This is a genomic window from Necropsobacter massiliensis (assembly GCF_000827595.2).
GTDB classification, from domain to species: Bacteria; Pseudomonadota; Gammaproteobacteria; order Enterobacterales; family Pasteurellaceae; genus Necropsobacter; species Necropsobacter massiliensis.
Window position 1 is genome coordinate 1 of sequence record NZ_LN776191.1, and the last position, 21313, is coordinate 21313.

Sequence of the window (21313 nt, forward strand, 5' to 3'; positions counted from 1 at the left end):
CTTGTGGTTTTTTTATGGGCGATACTCGGCGAAGCGGCAACATTAAACGGATAAACGGCGTTTAGTTTTCATTAATTGGAATATTCAAAGTAAATGTTTAATCCCTCCCGCCTGACGAACCGAAAAATCCATACCAGATAATCGCCCCCTCCGGCAAATCCATCAAACAACCGAAAAACGCACCGCACTTTTTACTCAACATAAAAGTGCGGTGTGTTTTTAGCGAATTTTTTATCTGTAATTGTTAAAAAATTATAAAAAAGTCAGTAAAATAAACAACACTTATTTTCATTACGAAATTTAACAAGGAATTTATGGCATTATTAAATATACTCATTTATCCCGATGAACGTTTAAAGACAGTTGCCTCGCCCGTTGAGATATTTGACGAGGCACTGGATCAATTTATTGATGATATGTTTGAAACGATGTATCAGGAACAAGGCATCGGTTTGGCAGCAACGCAGGTTGACATGCATAAACGGGTGATTACTATCGATATTGAAGGAACGAAAGAAAATCAACTGGTGCTGATTAATCCCGAAATTGTGGAAAGCAGCGGTGAAACTGGGATTGAAGAAGGTTGTCTGTCTTTGCCGGGATTGCGCGGGCTAGTTCCACGCAAAGAAAAGGTTAAAGTGAACGCACTGAATCGAAAGGGTGAACCTTTTACTTTGGAAGCCGACGGTTTGTTGGCAATTTGTATTCAGCATGAAATTGATCACCTGAATGGAATCGTATTTGCTGATTATCTTTCTCCGTTAAAACGTCAGCGTATGAAAGAGAAGTTGCTCAAACTGCAAAAACAAATGGAACGACAACAATAAAGTGAAGAAAGTGCGGCATAATCAAGTGAAACAGACCGCACTTTTTTATGGCGCGGACGAAACCGATTGACCGCAGCCTATTCTCGGGTTACTTTTAAGCGCAGTAACTCTTACGACGCAGAACATTATGATGAAACCATTAAAAATTATCTTTGCCGGTACGCCGGATTTTGCCGCACAACATTTACAAGCTCTAATTGATTCCCCACATGAGGTTATTGCCGTTTATACTCAGCCGGATAAACCCGCCGGGCGCGGTAAGAAACTACAGGCAAGTGCGGTCAAAATATTGGCTGAACAGCACCATCTACCGTTATATCAGCCGAAATCTTTACGCCAACAAGAGGCGCAGCAACAGTTAAAGGCATTACATGCGGATGTCATGGTAGTCGTGGCTTATGGGCTGATGTTACCGAAGGCGGTGTTGGAAGCGCCGCGTCTGGGGTGTTTAAACGTACACGGTTCTTTATTACCACGCTGGCGTGGTGCGGCGCCGATTCAACGGGCGATTTGGGCGGGGGATGCGCAGACCGGCGTGACCATTATGCTGATGAATGAGGGGCTGGATACGGGCGATATGCTGCATAAGGTGTATTGTGATATTGCTGCTGATGAAACTTCCGCCAGTCTTTATCATAAACTAGCGAAAATGGCGCCTTCCGCATTGATTGCGGTGCTGAACGGCTTGGATGGCGGTCAATTTAAGCCGCAGCTACAAGATGAAGCGCTGACAAATTATGCCGAGAAATTGTCGAAAGAAGAAGCGAAGCTGAACTGGCAATTATCCGCGCAGCAGCTTGAACGCTGTATTCGTGCATTTAATCCGTGGCCGATGAGTTATTTATTAACCTGCGATGGACAAGGTAACGCGCAGTCTCTGAAAGTGCATCGGGCAACGGTACTGCCGCATCAGAATGCTGTGCCGGGCACTATTTTACAAGCGGATAAACAGGGCATCCAAATTGCGACCGCACAAGGCGTGCTGAATATTCTACAATTGCAGCCGGCGGGGAAAAAACCGATGTCGGCACAGGATTTATTAAACGGCAGAACGGATTGGTTTACTGTAGGTAAGGTGCTGGTATGACGCAGCGTTTAAAGCAAGCCGCGCTGTTGCGGGCGCGCCGCAACGAGAAATCTTCCGCAAAAAACACCGCACTTTCGGTTCGTGCTGTGGCGGCACAGATTGTTGTGCAGGTCCTTGATCAGAAACAATCGCTTGCCGTGCTGCTGCCGCACAATCAAGCTCATATTAATCCGCAGGACTTGCCTTTATTGCAGGAAATCTGTTTTGGTGTTTGCCGCGTGCTGCCACGTTTGGAACAAGTATTGCGAGCGCTGTTGGTCAAACCTTTAAAGGGGAAAGTTCGTATCGTACATTGTTTACTGCTGGTTGCATTGTATCAGCTTTTGTATATGCGAATCCCGGCGCACGCGGCGGTGGATGAAGCGGTTAATGCCACGGCTAAGTTAAAGGTTGAGCATTTTCGCGGGCTGGTGAACGGGGTGTTGCGCCGTTTTTTGCGTGAACAGGAGCAGATTCTGGCAAAGGTTGATCAACACTGGCAAACCTTACACCCGGAATGGTTGGTGAACCAACTGAAAACGGCGTATCCGAACTGGCGTGAGATTATTGATGCCAATAATCAAAAACCGCCGATGTGGTTGCGCGTGAACCCGCAGCGTTGCTCGGTCGCAGAGTATCAGGCGTTGCTGGCGCAGCAAGGTATTGAAAGTTACTGCCCACAGTCGGCGCAGGCGCTGTGTTTGGTACAGCCGCGAGCGGTCAGTGGGTTGCCGCATTTTGCCGATGGCTGGGTGAGTGTGCAGGATCTGCATGCACAATGGGCGGCACAGCTGCTGGCACCGCAGAACGGCGAATTGATTTTAGATGCTTGTGCGGCGCCGGGCGGCAAAACGACGCATCTTTTGGAATTGGCGCCACGGGCGCGGGTGGTGGCGCTGGATATTGAACCGCATCGTTTGCAGCGAGTGGCGGAAAATCTCACCCGTATGCGTCAACAGGCACAGCTGGTTTGTGCCGATGCGGCGACACCGGCGCAGTGGATTGCTCAGGTCGTTTCCAATGAAGGAGAAAGTGCGGTGCAATTTGACCGCATTTTGTTGGATGCGCCTTGTTCCGCCAGCGGCGTTATCCGCCGTCATCCGGACATAAAATGGCTGCGCCAAGAGACGGATATTGCGCAGTTGGCGACATTACAGGCACGGATTCTAGATGGATTGTGGGCAAAATTAAAACCGAACGGCGTGCTTGTATATGCAACCTGTTCCGTGTTGCCGCAGGAAAATTCGCAGCAGATTGCCGCATTTCTGGCGCGTCATTCCGATGCCGAATTGTTGCCGTTGCCATTTACGCCGCAAAAGAGTTGCATCGGTCATCAGTTTATTCCCCATGCCCAAGCTGGTGACGGGTTTTACTATGCAAAACTTAGAAAGTGCGTGTATTAGGCGGCAATGATACGCCGCAGTCAGCGCGCATCACCGCTGCGCGCGGATAACTTAACGGGCGTTAATTCGCGCGATGGTTGTGAGCGGCATTGAGATTGAGCCGGAATGTTTAGAGAACGAAGAAATGAAAATAATTATTTTAGGTGCCGGGCAGGTGGGTACCACGCTTGCTGAAAATCTGGTGAGCGAAGATAACGATATTACCTTGGTCGATAACGAATACGCACGTTTGGAAGCCCTACAGGATAAGCATGATCTGCGGGTAATCAGCGGCACCGCGTCTTCGCCGAGAGTGCTGCGCGAAGCCGGTGCGGCGGATGCGGACTTATTGGTTGCCGTTACCAATTCCGATGAAACCAATATGGTGGCATGCCAGATTGCGCGGACTTTGTTTAATACGCCGACCAAAATTGCGCGCATTCGCAGTTCGGCGTATTTGCGCGAAAAAGATAAACTATTCCAGCCCGATGTGATCCCCATTGATCATATTATTTCGCCGGAAAAACTAGTGACGGAAGAAATTTCCCGTTTAATTGATTATCCCGGCGCGTTGCAAGTTTCTCATTTCGCCGACGGGCATATCAGTATTGTGGTGGTGAAAACCTACTACGGCGGACCGCTGGTGGGCTACACCTTATCGGCACTGCGCGATCATATGCCCTATATTGATTGTCGGATTCTATCGATCCTGCGTCAGGATAAGGTGATTCGTCCGCAGGGTTCGACGATTATCGAAGCTGGCGACGAAGTTACCTTTATCTGCGCCACAATTCATATTAAAGCCGTGATGAGCGAATTGCAGCGGCTGGAAAAACCGTATAAACGGATTATGATCGTGGGCGGCGGCAATATCGGTACCGGTGTGGCGAAACGGCTGGAGGAACAATGTTCGGTCAAACTGATCGAACGTAACGCGGAGCGGGCGACGGTGCTGGCGGAGAAGCTGGCAAAGACGTTGGTGTTTTGCGGGGATGCTTCGGATCAGTCTCTGTTGTTTGAAGAACATATTGAGAATATTGATGTTTTCTTATCTCTGACCAGTGACGATGAAGCCAATATTATGTCGGCGTTGCTGGCGAAGCGTTTAGGCGCGAAGAAAGCCATGGTGTTGATTCAGCGTATGGCTTATATCAATCTGATTCAAGGCGGCACTATTGATATTGCGGTTTCTCCGCAGCAGGCGACGATTTCGGCCCTGTTAGGGCATATTCGCAAAGGAGATGTCACCAATGTGGTATCGCTGCGTCACGGTATTGCCGAGGCGCTGGAAATTGTCGCACACGGTGATGAAAGTTCTTCCAATGTGATCGGGCGTAAAGTGTCTGAATTAAAATTGCCGGTGAATGCGATTATCGGCGCGGTATTGCGCAACGGCGAGGTGATTATCGCCAAGAAAAATCTGGTGATTCAGGCAGAGGATCATGTAGTGGTTTATGTCAGCGATAAAAAACATATTCCGGAAATTGAGAAACTGTTTCAGCCGAGCGCGTTTTTTATTTAAAGATATGTAAAAGTACTGTACTTATTGTGTTTAATTTCTATAATGTGCGGTTTAGAATCCGCGCTAATATTTATCAATCGGATGAATCGTGGGTTCTAAATCACTTCGCTTAATTTAGGAGCATTTTATGAGTTTTATTAAAGAATTCCGCTAATTTGCCATGCGCGGTAACGTCGTTGATATGGCGGTCGGTGTGATCATCGGCGGCGCGTTCGGAAAAATCGTCAGCTCGCTGGTCGCCGATGTGGTGATGCCGGTGTTGGGTATTTTAACCGGCGGCGTGGATTTCAAAGATCTGAATATCGTATTAAAAGAAGCAGTCGGCGATGTGCCGGCGGTTACGCTGAACTACGGCGCTTTTATTCAGAACATTTTTGATTTCGTGATTATCGCGTTTGCGATTTTCTTAATGATTAAAGGCATTAACCGGCTGAAAAAACCAGAGCCGGCACCAGCGCCGGAAGAACCGTCCAATGAAGAAAAATTGTTGACGGAAATCCGCGATTTACTGAAAAAATAAGTGAATTTCCACATAAGAATCTTCTCGCATGAGAAGATTTTTTTTATCCGGAAATGCTACAATAGACCGATTACCGACAGAGGGAGAGTACAAATGACAGAGCTTGACGCATTACAGGCACAAACCCGCGAAATTATCGAGGATTTGCTCAGCGACGGCAGTGATCCGGCGGCGCTTTATATTATTGAACACCATATTGCCCATTATGATTTTGATAAATTGGAAAAAATTGCGGTGGAAGCGTTTAAAGCGGGATACGAAGTGTCCGAAGCGGAAGAATTTGAGGACGATAACGGACGGGAAATTTTCTGTTTCGATATTATCAGCGAAGTCGCGTTAAAAGCGGAAATTATTGATGCGCAGCAAAAAGAGTTACTGCCGCTGGTAGCGAAATTCGGCGGCATCTATGACGGCTGGGGCACTTATTTTGAAGATCCTGACGCCACTGATGACGAATATGGCGACGACGGTGAGTTTTTCGATGACGAAGAAATCGAAGAAAAGCGTTTGCATTAAAAACTTCAGCAAAAATGACCGCACTTTTTAAAGTGCGGTTCGTTTTTGAACTATTTTTCCCCGCGCTTGCCTAATCAATGATTATATTTAACCTAAGGATAAATTATGAAATTAAAATATGTTGCTATGCTGTGGGCGGCGTTGCCGTTTGCCGCTCCCGTTATGGCGGATAATCCGCTGGCATCGGATAATGTCGTCGTGTTCAGCGCTGAAGCGGAACAAGAGGTGGCGCATGATGCGTTACAGGTCGCCATGTTTATTCAGGTGGAAAACGCCAATTTACAGCAAGCCAATAACGCGGTAAACGAGAAAATAAATCAAGCGTTGGATATTGTGAAGCGCTATGAAGCGATAGAAATCCGTGACAATTCGCGCACGACCCATGTGCGTTACAGCGATTCCGGGAAACAGAACGGCTGGGTCGCGCGTGCGCAGCTGATGTTGCAAAGCCGAAATACTGAAGCGCTGGAAAAAGCCTTGGGCGAGCTGAGCGGTACGCTGGCTATCGAATATGTCAACTCTTCGGTGTCGTCGGCGGCACTTTCCGGCGTGGAAGATGAACTGGTTAAACAGGCGCTGCAAAAAGTCGAAGGTAAGGCTCGGATGATTCAGACTGCGCTACAGGCGAAAGGGTACAAAATTCTTGAGCTGAAAGTCATTACGCCGACAGGAAATAATGACTATGCGCCGTTGCCTTACGGCGTGATGGCAAAAGCCAATGGGTTTAGCGAAGGCAGTGACGGCGGTGTGCCGTTGGGAGGCGGTAAAGCAACCGTGCGCGCTCGTGTTGACGCGCGAATTGCGCTTATCAAGGATTAATGACAGTCTGTCATATTTCCTATACAATGAATGTGTTTTTTAACCGGCAATTGAGGTAATGAATGAAAGTTGCAAAAAATGTGGTTGTGAGTATCGCTTATCAGGTTCGTACCGAAGACGGCGTATTGGTGGATGAAGCGCCGGCGAACCAGCCTTTGGAATATTTACAAGGGCATAATAATTTGGTTATCGGTCTTGAGAATGCGCTGGAGGGAAAATCCGTCGGCGATAAATTTGAAGTACGCGTGAAACCGCAGGACGGTTACGGCGAATATAATGAAAACATGGTTCAGCGCGTGCCAAAAGAGGTGTTTGTCGGAGTGGACGAGCTGGTGGTCGGCATGCGTTTTATCGCCGATACTGATGTGGGTCCATTGCCGGTGGTGATTACCGAAGTGGGTGAAAACGAAGTGGTGGTAGACGGCAATCATATGCTGGCGGGACAGGAATTACTGTTTACTGTCGAAGTGGTGGCTACCCGCGAAGCAACATTGGAAGAAATCGCTCACGGTCATATTCATCAGGAAGGTGGTTGCTGCGGCGGTCATCATCATGACAGTGATGAAGAAGGTCACGGCTGCGGTTGCGGCGGTCACCACCATCACGGTCATCACCATGAGCATCATGCACATCATCACGCCCATGACGGCTGCTGTGGTGGCAAAGGCGGTTGTCAGCATTAATTAAAAACGATGAAAAATTATACCGCACTTTTGGCAAGCTGAAAGTGCGGTCTTTTTTTGCGTTGAATCTTTACATTGGTTTGCAGTGTAGTTATCGCCTTTTATTGATGAATTCTGTACAATTAAGCGTTTCAGTGATTATCGAGATTTTTTATGAGTTTAACCCCGAATATTGGTTTTGTAAGTTTAGGCTGTCCGAAAAATTTAGTGGATTCGGAACGGATTCTAACCCAGCTGCGCAGCGACGGATATAATATTATTCCGAGCTATGAAAACGCGGATTTGGTGATTGTTAATACCTGCGGTTTTATCGACAGCGCGGTGCAGGAATCGCTGGAGGCAATCGGCGAAGCGCTGGAAGAAAACGGGCGGGTTATTGTCACCGGCTGTTTGGGCGCTAAAGAAGATCGTATTCGTGAGGTGCATCCGAAAGTACTGGAAGTCAGCGGACCGCACAGTTATGAGGCGGTTATGACACAGGTGCATAAATATGTGCCGAAACCGCAATATAATCCGTATGTTAATCTTGTACCGGCGCAAGGGGTAAAATTAACGCCGAAACATTATGCCTATTTGAAGATTTCAGAAGGGTGCGATCATCGTTGTACATTCTGCATTATCCCATCTTTGCGTGGCGATCTGGACAGCCGCCCGATTACACAGGTGCTGGATGAGGCAAAACGGCTGGCAGATTCCGGTGTGCGGGAATTGCTGGTGGTATCGCAGGATACCTCGGCTTACAGCCTGGATCAGGGCAAAGAAAATCGCAATAAAACCGTGTTCTGGCATGGTAAGCCGATTAAAAATAATTTACTCAGCCTATGCGAACAGCTCGCCACCTTAGGCATTTGGGTGCGACTGCATTATGTGTATCCGTATCCGCATGTCGATGATTTAATTCCGTTAATGGCGCAGGGTAAAATTTTGCCTTATTTGGATATTCCGCTGCAACATGCCAGCCCGAAAGTACTGAAAGCGATGAAACGCCCGGGCTCAATCGAACGGACGCTGGAACGCATTAAAGCGTGGCGCGAAATCTGCCCTGAATTGACTTTGCGTTCTACCTTTATTGTCGGCTTTCCTGGCGAAACGGAAGAGGATTTTCAGCTGTTGTTGGATTTCTTGCAGCAGGCGCAATTGGATCGGGTTGGTTGTTTTAAATTCAGCCCGGTTGAGGGGGCGGCGGCAACGGATATGCCGAATCAGGTGCCGGAAGCGGTGAAGGAAGAGCGTTTTCACCGTTTTATGCAGCTACAACAGCAGATTTCCGCTCAGCGTTTGCAGCAAAAAATCGGCAAAACGCTGGCCGTTATCATTGATGAGATCGGCGAGCAAGGGATTATCGGACGTTCGATGGCGGATGCGCCGGAAATCGATGGGGTCGTTTATGTGGATAATCAATCGAATCTGGAAATAACGGTTGGTCAGATTATTTCCGTCACAATTACCGACGCAGATGATTATGATCTGTGGGGTCATTGCTAATTTTAAGGAACAGCTTATGTCAGACACCAAACAACCCAGCGTTCAGCGCTTTGAACACGCAGTCAGTGAGAAAGATTACGAGGCGGCCTGTGTCGAATTGTTAGAGATTTTAGGCAAGATCGACGGTAACTTCGGTACTTTACAGGGCATCGAAATTGATATTCCGGAACAAATCGCGAATTTAGAGCAGGATAAATCTGCCTATTTTTGTACCCGCATGGCGGTGGCGATCAGCACCTTATTTGCGGATCCTAAACTGGAGATTTCCGATTCCGGTGCGCAGCGCTTCTTCGGTTTTCAGCGCTGGATTGCCCTGATTTTTGCAACATCACCGTATATTAATGCCGATCATGTGCTGCGTACTTACAATAAAAACGAGCATGCAACGAATCCGAATGATATTCATATTGCGCCGACGAAAGCCGCGCTCATCAAATTTTGTATTCTGTATTTGCCGGAATCCAATGTGTCATTAAATCTTGATGCCATTTGGAATGCAGATCCCGAAATTTGCGCGTCATTATGTTTTGCCCTGCAATCGCCGCGTTTTATCGGAACCGCCGGCGCGTTTAATAAGCGCGGTACGATTTTGCAATGGTTTCCGGATAAACTGGCGCAAATTCAGAACTTAAACCGCATTCCAAGCAGTATTTCTCATGATGTGTATATGCATTGCAGCTATGATATTGCTGCCAATAAACACGATGTGAAAAAGGCGCTGAATCAGGTTATTCGCCGTCATTTGCTGGAAAACGGCTGGCAGGATCGCGAAATTTCGCAAATCGGTCAACGCGACGGTAAGCCGGTTATGGTGGTATTACTGGAACATTTTCATTCTGCTCATTCCATTTATCGCACTCATTCCACCTCCATGGTTGCGGCGCGTAAGCATTTTTATCTGATTGGTTTGGGCGGCGAGGCGGTCGACCAAGCCGGACGGGATGTGTTTGATGAATTTCAGTTGCTGGAAGGCAATAATATTTTCGAAAAACTGACTGCGATTAAAATGGTTTGCGAAAATAATCAGGCGGCGATCTTTTATATGCCGAGTATCGGCATGGATTTAAATACCATTTTTGCCAGCAACACCCGTTTAGCGCCGATTCAGGCCATTGCGCTGGGACACCCGGCGACAACGCATTCCGATTTTATTGAATATGTGATCGTAGAAGATGATTACGTCGGTTCACCACAATGTTTCAGCGAGACCCTGCTGCGCTTGCCGAAAGACGCACTGCCTTATGTGCCTTCCGCATTAGCGCCGAGCAATGTGGAATACAATTTGCGTGAACATCCCGATGTAGTAAATATCGGGATTGCCTCCACTACTATGAAACTGAACCCGTATTTCCTAGAGGTGTTAAAAGCTATTCGTGAGCGGGCGAAAGTGAAAGTGCATTTCCATTTTGCGCTCGGACAGTCCAGCGGAATCACGCATCCTTACGTGTCGCGTTTTATTCGCAGTTATTTGGGCGACAGCGCAACGGCGCACCCGCATTCGCCGTATCATCAGTATCTGGCGGTGCTGCAAAATTGCGATATGATGGTCAACCCATTCCCGTTCGGCAATACGAACGGCATTATCGATATGGTCACATTGGGGCTGGTGGGCGTGTGTAAAACTGGGCCGGAAGTGCATGAGCATATTGACGAAGGGCTGTTTAAACGGCTGGGACTGCCGGAATGGTTAATCGCCGAGACAGTGGACGATTATGTCGAGCGCGCCGTTCGTTTAGCGGAAAATCATGCGGAACGGTTGCAGTTACGTCGTCATATTATTGAAAATAATGGTCTGAACACCCTGTTCAGCGGAGATCCGAGCCCGATGGGCGAAGTCTTTTATGCAAAACTACAGGACTGGATGCAAGCTCATCAAATTGTCGCATCGCAGCCGATGTAGGCAGAAAAGTGCGGTGTAAAAAATAATCGTTTTTTAGTTGCAAAGCGCAATACGCAAAATCCCCGCATGGGGATTTTTTATCGGAGTAACTCATGTCACAAGGCATACCACACATTAAGCTATTGTTTGTCTGTCTGGGAAATATTTGCCGTTCTCCTATGGCGGAATATCTAATGCGCGAAAAGATCAAGCACGCCGGTTTGCAGGCATATATTTCCACCGACAGCGCCGGTACTGCCGGCTGGCATGACGGACAAGGCATGCACTGTGGCACAGCAGAGATGCTGGAGTTGCATCACATCGACGGCAAGGGCTTTGTCAGCCGTAAAGTGCGGTTGGAAGATTGGGCGCATTTTGATTATATTATCGCGATGGATAACGACAATTTGCGTGAGTTGGAAGCGCTGTTCGGTCGGCACAGACACAAGCTGTTTCAGATTACAACCCTGTGTCCGCATTTGGGCGTCGATCACATCCCCGACCCTTGGTACAGCGGCAATTTTCGGCAAACCTATGAATTATTGGATAAATGCTGCGACGCCTTGCTGATGAAAATTCGCCGCGAACAAGGGCTAAATTGAGTTTTTGTGATCTCAGCCACAGTCATTGACACGCGGTTTCGATAAGATAGTGCCGTATAACATCCGTTATACGGTTCTTTCTTATTGTAGGAGCTTCTTATGTTTCCGGAATTTCGTGATTTAATTACCAAACTCAAAGCCGAGGACTACCATTTTTCCCGTTTATTCGACAAACATAATGAACTGGATCAAAAGGTACAAAATATCGACGCAAAGATTGAATTCGCCACGCGCGAACAAGTGGAAAATCTGAAAAAGGAAAAGTTACGTTTGAAAGATGAAATCTATGCGATTTTGAGAAAACATGCGCAACAGCAGTAAGAGGCGATAGGTAAAAGTGCGGTTGGATTTTGGTGAAAAATCCACCGCACTTTTTGTTTACTATGCCGTTTTCAGGACTTCAAGAGAGGTGTTTTTCTACGACTTTTTACTGGAAGATTATAATCCCGGTGCTTTCCACAATGATGTAGTTAAACCGCTATCAACCAATTGTAATTGCTTTTTATAAATATCCGCCCACTGGGCTTTATGCGCTTGATAGAGGGTGTAGTTATCCGAATTCGGTTGATGTTGTCGTTCAAATTTCACCAGTTTTTTACCGGCTTCGGCTAGAGAGGGATAAATACCGACACCGACGCCTGCCGCAATGGCGCAGCCGAGAGAGGTCGCTTCTTTTACAACGGGAACATTCACCGTTAATCCGGTCACATCGGCTAAAATCTGGCTCCATAAGTTGCCTTTTGAACCGCCGCCGGCAAACACGATAGATGTGAGTTTTATACCGGAGAATTTTTGCACCTGATCTAAATTACAGGATGATACGATGGCGGCATTTTCTTCTAGAGCGCGGAATAATACGGCTTTGTTACACTTGTCGGGGTTAAGAGATAAATTAATAAAAGACGGAGCAGCGTGATACCAGGATTTAAAATGCATAGCATCGGAGAAAATCGGAATCACATCATTGGCACCGACAGGCACTCGAGCAGCCATTTGTTCCAGCAGTGCGTAGGCATCAGTACCTAGTTTTTCCGCCAGTCTTTTTTCCTCTTCACAAAAGGCATCACGGAACCAACGCATGGTTAATCCGGTGAAAAAGCTAATAGATTCCGCTTGTACTAACGGCGGGATCACATGTGGATTTATGCGCACATTCATTTCCGGATCGGTGATTGCCTGCGGCAAATTCACTACTTGCTGCCAGAATGTGCCGCCGATAATTGCTGCCTGTGCCGGTTCTGTTACACTTAAACCGACACAACCTAATTGAACGTCGCCTCCACCGACCACTACCGGCGTGCCGACTGCCAGACCGGTTTGTTGAGCGACTTCGGCAGTTATGCCACCTAAAGGCGTACCGGTTTCTTTTACCGGTGTCAGAATATCTGCATTTAAGCCTGCCATATCCAATAATTCTGGTGACCATTGACGTGTTTTCAAACTCAGCATGCCGGTAGTGCCTGCATTGGAAGGTTCTACCGCCAGTTCGCCACTGAGCATAAACGCCAGCCAATCGCTAATCATGGAAATGGCTTTAGTATTGCGATAAATATCGGGACGGTGATGGGCAAGCCATAATAAGCGGGGAACGGCACTTAGGGCTAAAGTTTGACCGGAGACAGAATAAAGCTGTTGTTCAAAAGTATAATTATCCAGTGTTTTAAGCTCTCTGACTTCTTCTACCGCGCGGGCATCTACATTGCCGCATGCCCAAATTGGTGTTTTATATTTATCGTAGAGTACAATGCCTTCACGCATGGAACAGGTAGAAATCGCTGCAATTTGTTGCGCTTGAATTTGTTCTTTATCTAATGCTTGGCGAATGCAACTACAGGTTAAGTGCCAGTTGTTAACAAGATCAAACGCCATTGAACCAGGAATATTCGGATCTGATAGATGGGTCCATTCTCGTTGTGCGGCGCTGACTTGATTGCCTTCCGGATCAAAAATTACCGCCCGAACACTGCCTGTCCCGGCATCTAATGCCATCAGATAAGTCGCTTGATTATTCATATTTCCTCCTTTTGCATGGGAAGAAAATAAGCCGGCTACCCCTACCGTTAAACCAACTGCGTCAACATCATTCGAGCCGTGTTTTCTTCCGTTACCAATGAATTAATATGGTTTCCCTGTAATGCGCTTAAAATCGCTTCTACCTTGTCCTCGCCGCCGGCGACGCCGATGACATTGGGTATTTTTTGCAGATTTTCTAAAGACACACTAATTAATTCCTCATGCAACGGCATATCCGGCTGTAAGCTGCCGTCTTTACGCATGAAATAACCCAGAATATCGCCCACCGCCCCTTGATTACGAATAATCTGCTGCTTTTCCTCGGTAATATAACCGGAACGGAGCAAGGTAGCTTGTCCTTTTTGGCGAGTTGCACCGATTCCGACAATTGCCGCATTGGCGCTGCATGCCGCCAGCATAATATCGCGTACACAGGCTTCCCGCTTGAATAACTTAGCCGCTTCAATTGACGAAGCCCTTAAAGGCGCAGGAATAATACTCACTGTGCAGGAACCGTCCAATTGCCCAATCCCTTTCATATAAGGTCCGACACCACCAGATAAGGTGATGAGTTTAATGGCGTTATGTGTAATAAACTCATTGGCATGTTTCAGCGTTTTCATAATGGTGTCACCGAAGCCGATAGCAAGTATCTGATTCGGCTTAAGTGACGACATTAACAGCTGTGCTGCTCCGATACCTAAGCGCTCATTGATTTCATGCCGCTCCAGTGTTGGCAGAATGCGAATATGTTTTAACCGAAAACGTTGTTGCAGTGCTTCTTCTAATTCCAAACAACCGGTAAAGCGAGAGTTGATTTGCACTTTAATGATGCCTGATTGTCGTCCTTTTTCCAGTAGTCTGGATACTTTTAAGCGAGGCAATTTTAGTTTGTCGCCGATTTCGCTTTGGGTCAGGTTATCGTGATAATAAAACCAGGCAATTCGCGCCAGCAATTCCTCTTCGCCAAAGGTTTGTATCGTTTCATGATTATCTGTTGTTAGCTCATTCATATTGTTTTATTCATTTTTTATAGTTTAGAGTATTATTCATTTGTTTTTATTTATTATCAATTGTTCTTTTGTTTTTTTTGTAAAAGCATGATGGAGATCACTTTTTTAAAAATAAAAGCAAATTTTTTATCATGATTATTAATATTTGTGATCTTCTTCGCAGAAATTTTATAAGTTCCCATCTAGTATTCTGAACAAATGTATTTTTATAAATATATTTGTTCATTCTATCTGGTGGGTAAAATATGCAAACTCAAATTTCAGAGCCGGAATGCTTACTTGCGGTAAAAAACATCGGTAAGTCGTTTTCCGGTGTGGAAGTACTGAAAACCATTGATTTTTCTTTATATGCTGGCGAGGTGCATGCCTTGCTTGGAGGTAATGGTGCGGGTAAATCCACGCTGATGAAAATTATTGCCGGTATTCAGCCGCAAGACGTTGGCGAGTTGGTGATCCACGGCGTGCGCCATGGTAAATTGTCTCCGAATAAAGCCCATCAGCTCGGTATTTATTTGGTACCGCAGGAGCCGCTGCTATTTCCGAACTTGACGGTAAGGGAAAATATTTTATTTGGCTTACCTGGCAGTGAAAAAACATCGGAAAAACTCACCGCACTTTTACGGGAACTAAACTCGCATTTAGCACTGGATATGCTGGCTGGCTCCTTAGAGGTTGCTGATCAGCAGCTGGTGGAAATTATGCGTGGGCTTATGCGTAAGGCGTCAATCTTGATTTTGGATGAACCGACCGCATCGCTAACACCGATTGAAACGGAAAATCTGTTTAACAAAATTCGTTCATTGTTGGAAAAAGGCGTCGGTATTGTTTTCATCTCTCATAAATTGCCCGAAGTGTGGCAAATCTCACATCGTATCAGCGTCATGCGCGACGGTTATATCGCTTTAAGCGGCAACACCGCCGATCTAAAAAAAGATGACGTGATTACAGCCATTACCCCGAAAGTGAAGAATGCTCAGTTAACGGAAAGTCAAAAATTGTGGTTGGAGCTGCCGGGACATAATCGGGTGAAATCCACCGATAAGCCGATTTTACAGGTGAATAACCTGACCGGTGAAGGTTTTAAGAATGTATCTTTTGCTATTTATCCCGGTGAAATTTTAGGTCTGGCGGGTGTTGTCGGTGCAGGCAGAACCGAATTGGCGGAAACGTTGTATGGGTTGCGCAAACAAAAGTGCGGTCGGATTTTTTTTGATAATCAGGAAATCAGCGCTTGTGACATTAAAGCCCGATTACATCAAGGCATCGTTTATTTGCCGGAAGATCGCCAGGCTTCGGGACTGTATCTGGATTCACCGTTAACTTGGAATGTGTGTGGACTAACCTATAACGACATGGGATTTTGGCTGGATACGGCAAAAGAAAGTGCCATTCTGGAACGCTATTATCGCGCCATCGGAATCAAATTCAATGACGAGCGACAAGCGGTCAGAACTTTATCCGGCGGTAATCAGCAAAAAGTATTGATTGCCAAATGCCTGGAGGCGGATCCGGCATTGCTGATTGTGGATGAGCCAACACGCGGCGTGGACGTGGGGGCGCGCGCCGATATTTATCAGCTGATTAAAAATATTGCCAAACAGAATGTAGCGGTGTTGTTTATTTCTTCTGATTTGGAAGAAATTGAGCAAATGTCTGATCGTGTGTTGGTTATGCACGATGGACAAATCGGTGATTCATTGGTGGGTGCGAAGATTAATACCAATAACATCATGCAAATGGCGTTCGGTGGCACGCATGCGTAAGGGGGCGATTATGGGGAAATTAATATTGAAACTGATTCAGGATAATCGTGAACTGACCATTCTCATTGCCATCGGCTTGCTGTTTTTATTATTAGGTTTTGTGGGAAATGGTCTTCATTTGCAAACCCTAAGCATGATTTTTAATTCTGCGCAAATTGTTATTTTGTTGGCAATCGGTGCTACTTTCGTCATTTTAACCCGCAACATAGATGTGTCCGTCGGTTCCACCATGGGGCTTTGTGCGGTGATTGTCGGCAGCTTGTTGAATGCCGGTTACGGGCTGACTTCCGCTTTTCTGATTACGCTATGTTGCGGTTTTGCGGCGGGCTTGTTGAACGGCATATTAGTCACCACGTTGCGTATTCCCGCTATTGTCGCAACACTAGGGACGCTGGGATTATACAAAGGCATTATGTTGTTAATCACCGGCGGAAAATGGATTGAGGGATTACCACAACAGTTAAAGACCTTGTCTGAGCCCATTTTTTGGCATATTTCACCTATCGGCTGGTTACTGATTCTGCTGATTATTGCTTCCTTCTATTTCTTAACCAAATTACCTGCCGGGCGCAATTTTTATGCGGTCGGCGATAACTTGCAAGGTGCGATGCAACTTGGTGTGCATATTGATCAGGTCAGAATCGCTGCCTTTGCTATAAACGGTATGACGGCGGCAATCGCCGGTATCGTCTTTGCTTCGCAAATCGGCTTTGTACCCAATTCCACCGGCAACGGTTTGGAAATGAAAGCCATTGCCGCTTGTGTGTTGGGCGGTATCAGTCTGCTTGGCGGCGCGGGGAATTTAATCGGTGCGGTGCTGGGCGCTTATTTCTTAATTCAAATCGATACGATTCTGGTGCTGCTTAAAGTGCCGGCGTATTGGAATAATTTTGTTGCAGGGATTGTGTTGTTAGCCGTGTTGGTGTTTGACGGTCGAATTCGGGTGATGATCGGCAATAATTTGAAATTACAACGTTATGCCCGTTTCCTGAAAGACGAGAGTCTGAACGATGCTGATGCAAAAGTGCGGTCAGAATAAGAGGAGAATCGTTATGACGTTAAAAAAATACGGTTGGGAATTGACGTTATTTTGTTTAGTCATTATTGAAATTCTTGGCTTCGGCGCTTTCAACTCGCGCATGTTGGATCTGAACGTGTTGTTATACAGCACCAGTGATTTTATTTATATCGGTATGCTTGCGTTACCGTTGACCATGATCATCGTCAGTGGCGGGATGGATATTTCTTTCGGTTCTACCGTCGGCTTATGTGCCATTACCTTGGGCGTATTGTTTAAATCGGATGTGCCGCTAATGTTAGCGATTCCGTTGACTTTTGTGGCTGGCATGTTATGCGGCTTAATTAACGCCGGCTTGATTCTTTATACTAAAGTAAATCCATTGGTGATTACGCTCGGTACCATGTATTTGTTCGGCGGTGGTGCATTACTTTTATCCGGTTTTGCCGGTGCGACGGGCTATGAAGGCATCGGTGGGTTTCCCGATACATTGCTGGACTTCGCCAATCAAACCCTTTTTGGTATTCCAACGCCGATTCTGTATTTTCTGTTCATGACGGTGATTTTCTGGTTATTAATGCACAAAACCACTATCGGCAGAAGTACTTTTCTTATCGGACAAAGTGAACGCACTTCCCGTTATAGTGCGGTGCCTATTCGTCGCACCTTAGTATTGCTTTATTCCTTCATTGGGATCATTGCCGCTTTTGTTGCCGTGTTATTGGTGTCTTATTTTGGCTCCGCCCGTTCCGATTTGGGCAGCTCGTTACTCATGCCGGTATTAACCGCCGTAGTGCTGGGCGGTGCAAATATTTACGGTGGCGCCGGTTCCATTATCGGTACCGCAATTGCCGCCATGCTCATTGGTTATTTGCAACAGGGGCTGCAAATGATCGGCATCCCTAATGAAATTTCCAGTGCGTTATCCGGCGCACTACTTATTATCGTGTTAATCGGTAAGTCCGTCAGTTTGCATTATGGAACTATTGTGCAATGGGTTCGTCGGCGAACCGAACGTCAAGCAGTAATTGATGAAAAACTCAATCAAAAGGAGACCCTATTATGAAAACGCGCATAAAACTAACCGCACTTTCTGTGTTACTTGGCTTATCCGTGGCGACGACAGCACAGGCTGCCGATCGTATCGCTTTTATTCCTAAACTGGTAGGGGTTGGCTTCTTCACCAGCGGCGGACAAGGCGCGACCGAAATGGGAAAAACCTTGGGTGTTGGTGTCACTTATGATGGTCCGACCGAACCGAGCGTATCCAATCAAGTGCAATTGATTAATAACTTCGTTAATCAGGGGTATAACGCCATTGTGGTGTCTGCGGTGTCACCGGACGGCTTATGTTCCACCTTACAACGCGCCATGAAACGTGGTGTGAAAGTGTTGACCTGGGATTCTGATACTAAACCGGAATGCCGTAGCCATTATATTAACCAAGGTACGCCGGAACAGCTGGGTGCCATGTTGGTGGATATGGCGGCTGGACAAATCGACAAACCGAAAGCCAAAGTGGCGTTTTTTTATTCCAGTCCGACCGTAACCGACCAAAATCAATGGGTGAAAGAAGCCAAAGCGAAAATTGCCAAAGATCATCCCGAATGGGAGATCGTAACGACTCAATTCGGCTACAACGATGCAATTAAATCCCTGCAAACCGCCGAGGGTATTTTGAAAGCCTATCCGGATTTGGATGCAATTATTGCACCGGATGCCAATGCGTTACCGGCAGCCGCCCAAGCGGCGGAAAACCTGAAAGTCAATTCCGTGGTTATCGTTGGCTTCAGTACACCGAATGTCATGCGTCCTTATGTGAAACGCGGCACGGTAAAACAATTCGGTCTATGGGATGTGGTGCAACAAGGCAAGATTTCCGTGGCTGCCGCCAATGCTTTACTGAAAGGTGAAAAACTCAATGTGGGCGATAAATTAAACGTGCAGGGTATCGGCACTATTGAAGTGTCACCCAACAAAGTGCAAGGCTATGCGTTCGAAGCGGACAGCAACGGCATTATTTTATTACCTGAACGCGTTGTGTTCACCAAAGACAATATCGATAACTACAATTTCTGATTAGCGAAGAGAGGAGTATTTCAATGGCAGATTTAGATGACATCAGAGACGGCAAGGATTTCGGTTTGGATCGAGCGCAAACCAATCAGACGTTTTATTTAAAAGGTTCAGGTGCACTGGATTGGGGCATGCAATCCCGCTTGGCGAATATTTTTAATCCGAAAACCGGCAGAACTATTATGCTGGCATTCGATCATGGCTATTTCCAAGGACCGACTACCGGATTAGAGCGTATTGATCTGCATATTGCGCCGCTATTTGAATATACAGATGTGTTGATGTGTACCCGTGGGATTTTGCGTAGTGTAGTGTCACCGGCGACTCGTAAACCGGTGGTTTTGCGGGCTTCCGGTGCCAATTCCATTCTCACTGAATTATCCAATGAGGCGGTGGCGGTATGCGTAGAAGATGCCTTACGTCTAAATGTTTCCGCAATGGCGGCGCAGGTGTATATTGGTTCTCAGTATGAACACCAATCCATCAAAAATATTATTCAACTGGTGGATCAAGGCACCCGTTACGGCATGCCGACCATGGCGGTAACTGGCGTTGGTAAAGATATGGCGCGAGATCAACGTTATTTCTCACTGGCAACCCGTATTGCAGCTGAAATGGGGGCGCATATCATCAAAACTTATTATGTGGATAAAGGCTTTGAACGCGTAACCGCAGGCTGTCCGGTGCCGATTGTGATTGCTGGCGGCAAAAAATTACCGGAACAAGATGCATTAGAGATGTGCTACCATGCTATCGATCAAGGAGCTTCCGGCGTAGATATGGGACGTAATATTTTCCAATCCGAGGCACCGATAGCCATGTTGAAAGCGGTACACGCTATCGTACACGGCGGCGAAAATGCAGAAAAAGCCTATCAGTTATATCTGCATGAAAAAAATGCCTAGTATTTCTCATTTTTTGCAATAAGGAGTTTGTTATGTTTGCAATGTTGGTAGAAATTAATATCAAGGAAGGTAAAGAGCAGGAATTTCTTGAGGTATTTGAACGCAATCATCTTGGTACTCGCCAGGAGCCGGGCAACGTACGGTTTGATGTGTTGCGCGATCCGCAAGTGCGCACGCGTTTTTATGCTTATGAAGTGTATATAAATAAAGCGGCATTAGAAGTGCACCGTGAAACCCCGCATTATCATCGTTGCGTCGCCGAGTTAGAGCCATTGATGACGGGTAAGAGAAGTAAAAAAATCTTTGAATGGGTGTTTACTGAAACAGTTAACTGAAAGTGAGGCAAAAGAGATCTGCACCTTACTCAGTTGGTTATTCAGTTCAACTTTTGGGGTGCAGATCAAATTTTGATAAAAACCCACCGCACTTTTATATCATGGGTTGCTAGATTAATAACGCGGCGGCTTTTACGCCGATTTCAATAGCTTTTTTCTCGGTTTGGTGGATAGTTTCCTCGTTTGGGATTTCCTGCTGGGTACGGTTTACGATTGCGCCGGACACCATTGCACCGCGCAAACCCAATGCCGAACACATGGTAAACAGGGTGGCGCTTTCCATTTCATAGTTCATCACGTTCAACTCCTGCCATTGTTTCAATGACCCCTGATAATGGCGCCAGACTTTACCGCTGTAAGTGTCGTAGCGTTCTTGTCCCGGATAGAAGGTGTCGGAGGAGGCGGTAATCCCGACATGCACGTTCACTTCCGGGTCTTCACTCGCCACTTTATGCAGCGCGGCGGTGCAGGTGAAGTCCGCCACTGCTGGGTATTCCAGCGGTGCGAAATGGCGGCTGGCACCGTCCAGACGTACCGCACCGGTGGTAATCAGAATATCGCCGACATTAATATGCGGCTGAATCGCGCCGGTGGTGCCGATTCGCAGGAAAGTGCGCACCCCGAGTTGCGCCAGTTCTTCCACCGCAATGGAAACCGACGGTCCGCCGATCCCGGTGGAACATACGACAATGGCTTTGTTTCCGATATAACCGAGCCAAGAAGTGAATTCTCGGGTGGAAACTAAAAATTTCGGATTATCCAGCAGGCGGGCGATGCGTTCAACCCGTTCTGGTGCGCCGGGAACAATCGCCAGCTGCGCCCCTTCTAACATAGCCTTGGTCAAGCCAAGATGAAAAACATCAGACATAAAATTTTCCTTATAGTTGTA

At 46.8% G+C, this 21313-nt stretch carries 21 protein-coding genes; 18 read left to right on the forward strand and 3 right to left on the reverse strand.

Going from position 1 to position 21313, the window contains the following annotated elements:
* The first annotated feature begins 314 nt into the window (after positions 1-314).
* The 12 genes from def to BN3349_RS10280 all read left to right on the forward strand — a co-directional run bounded on the left by def (position 315) and on the right by BN3349_RS10280 (position 11622).
* Complete coding sequence (gene def / locus BN3349_RS10225; RefSeq protein WP_040977267.1) at positions 315-827, forward strand: peptide deformylase; 513 nt, start codon at positions 315-317, stop codon at positions 825-827.
* A 130-nt stretch (positions 828-957) separates the two neighbouring features.
* Positions 958-1914, forward strand: a complete 957-nt coding sequence (gene fmt, locus BN3349_RS10230; protein ID WP_040977268.1) for a methionyl-tRNA formyltransferase — start codon at positions 958-960, stop codon at positions 1912-1914.
* Positions 1911-3296, forward strand: coding sequence for a 16S rRNA (cytosine(967)-C(5))-methyltransferase RsmB (gene rsmB / locus BN3349_RS10235; protein ID WP_040977269.1), 1386 nt, complete (start codon positions 1911-1913; stop codon positions 3294-3296). Before fmt ends, rsmB begins: the two co-directional genes overlap by 4 nt.
* Before the next feature lie 124 nt (positions 3297-3420).
* Positions 3421-4797, forward strand: coding sequence for a Trk system potassium transporter TrkA (gene trkA / locus BN3349_RS10240; protein ID WP_040977318.1), 1377 nt, complete (start codon positions 3421-3423; stop codon positions 4795-4797).
* Between the two features lie 160 nt (positions 4798-4957).
* A complete protein-coding gene (gene mscL, locus BN3349_RS10245; RefSeq protein WP_245853812.1) occupies positions 4958-5317 on the forward strand; it encodes a large-conductance mechanosensitive channel protein MscL in 360 nt (119 codons plus the stop codon).
* A gap of 93 nt (positions 5318-5410) precedes the next feature.
* A complete protein-coding gene (gene rraB / locus BN3349_RS10250) occupies positions 5411-5833 on the forward strand; it encodes a ribonuclease E inhibitor RraB (protein ID WP_040977271.1) in 423 nt (140 codons plus the stop codon).
* Positions 5834-5938: 105 nt separating this feature from the next.
* Positions 5939-6652 carry an SIMPL domain-containing protein gene (locus tag BN3349_RS10255; RefSeq protein ID WP_040977273.1) on the forward strand — a complete coding sequence of 238 codons (714 nt, stop codon included), beginning with the start codon at positions 5939-5941 and terminating at the stop codon, positions 6650-6652.
* A 62-nt stretch (positions 6653-6714) separates the two neighbouring features.
* The gene (gene slyD, locus BN3349_RS10260; RefSeq protein WP_040977274.1) at positions 6715-7335 is read left to right on the forward strand and encodes a peptidylprolyl isomerase; all 621 of its coding nucleotides are present in this window, start codon (positions 6715-6717) and stop codon (positions 7333-7335) included.
* Between the two features lie 153 nt (positions 7336-7488).
* On the forward strand, positions 7489-8820 hold the full coding sequence (rimO, locus tag BN3349_RS10265; protein WP_040977275.1) for a 30S ribosomal protein S12 methylthiotransferase RimO: 1332 nt from the start codon (positions 7489-7491) through the stop codon (positions 8818-8820).
* Positions 8821-8836: 16 nt separating this feature from the next.
* A complete protein-coding gene (locus BN3349_RS10270) occupies positions 8837-10720 on the forward strand; it encodes a UDP-glucose:protein N-beta-glucosyltransferase (RefSeq protein WP_040977277.1) in 1884 nt (627 codons plus the stop codon).
* Between the two features lie 92 nt (positions 10721-10812).
* Complete coding sequence (locus BN3349_RS10275; protein WP_040977278.1) at positions 10813-11301, forward strand: low molecular weight protein-tyrosine-phosphatase; 489 nt, start codon at positions 10813-10815, stop codon at positions 11299-11301.
* Between the two features lie 99 nt (positions 11302-11400).
* A complete protein-coding gene (locus BN3349_RS10280) occupies positions 11401-11622 on the forward strand; it encodes an HP1242/YdcH family protein (RefSeq protein ID WP_032108081.1) in 222 nt (73 codons plus the stop codon).
* Positions 11623-11739: 117 nt separating this feature from the next.
* Here BN3349_RS10280 and lsrK read toward each other — a convergent pair whose 3' ends face one another.
* On the reverse strand, positions 11740-13314 hold the full coding sequence (gene lsrK, locus BN3349_RS10285; protein ID WP_040977280.1) for an autoinducer-2 kinase: 1575 nt from the start codon (positions 13312-13314) through the stop codon (positions 11740-11742).
* Positions 13315-13361: 47 nt separating this feature from the next.
* On the reverse strand, positions 13362-14327 hold the full coding sequence (gene lsrR, locus BN3349_RS10290) for a transcriptional regulator LsrR (protein ID WP_040977282.1): 966 nt from the start codon (positions 14325-14327) through the stop codon (positions 13362-13364).
* 245 nt (positions 14328-14572) lie between these two features.
* Here lsrR and lsrA point away from each other — a divergent pair, with 245 nt between their 5' ends.
* Genes lsrA through lsrG form a run of 6 tightly spaced genes read left to right on the forward strand, consistent with a single transcriptional unit; the run spans position 14573 to position 20424 of the window.
* Entirely contained in the window at positions 14573-16090 is a 1518-nt protein-coding gene (lsrA, locus tag BN3349_RS10295; protein WP_040977283.1) for an autoinducer 2 ABC transporter ATP-binding protein LsrA, read from the forward strand.
* 10 nt (positions 16091-16100) lie between these two features.
* Positions 16101-17129 (forward strand): autoinducer 2 ABC transporter permease LsrC, encoded by a 1029-nt coding sequence (gene lsrC, locus BN3349_RS10300; RefSeq protein ID WP_180334847.1) that lies wholly within the window; start codon positions 16101-16103, stop codon positions 17127-17129.
* A 13-nt stretch (positions 17130-17142) separates the two neighbouring features.
* Positions 17143-18174, forward strand: a complete 1032-nt coding sequence (gene lsrD, locus BN3349_RS10305) for an autoinducer 2 ABC transporter permease LsrD (protein ID WP_040977284.1) — start codon at positions 17143-17145, stop codon at positions 18172-18174.
* Positions 18171-19187 carry an autoinducer 2 ABC transporter substrate-binding protein LsrB gene (lsrB, locus tag BN3349_RS10310; protein ID WP_040977286.1) on the forward strand — a complete coding sequence of 339 codons (1017 nt, stop codon included), beginning with the start codon at positions 18171-18173 and terminating at the stop codon, positions 19185-19187. The genes lsrD and lsrB overlap by 4 nt, the downstream gene beginning before the upstream one ends.
* A 23-nt stretch (positions 19188-19210) precedes the next feature.
* Positions 19211-20089 carry a 3-hydroxy-5-phosphonooxypentane-2,4-dione thiolase gene (gene lsrF, locus BN3349_RS10315; RefSeq protein ID WP_040977288.1) on the forward strand — a complete coding sequence of 293 codons (879 nt, stop codon included), beginning with the start codon at positions 19211-19213 and terminating at the stop codon, positions 20087-20089.
* A gap of 32 nt (positions 20090-20121) precedes the next feature.
* Positions 20122-20424, forward strand: coding sequence for a (4S)-4-hydroxy-5-phosphonooxypentane-2,3-dione isomerase (gene lsrG / locus BN3349_RS10320; RefSeq protein ID WP_040977290.1), 303 nt, complete (start codon positions 20122-20124; stop codon positions 20422-20424).
* Positions 20425-20533: 109 nt separating this feature from the next.
* Here the strand turns inward: lsrG and udp are convergent, their stop codons facing one another.
* Positions 20534-21292, reverse strand: coding sequence for a uridine phosphorylase (udp, locus tag BN3349_RS10325; RefSeq protein WP_040977291.1), 759 nt, complete (start codon positions 21290-21292; stop codon positions 20534-20536).
* Positions 21293-21313: the final 21 nt, after the last annotated feature.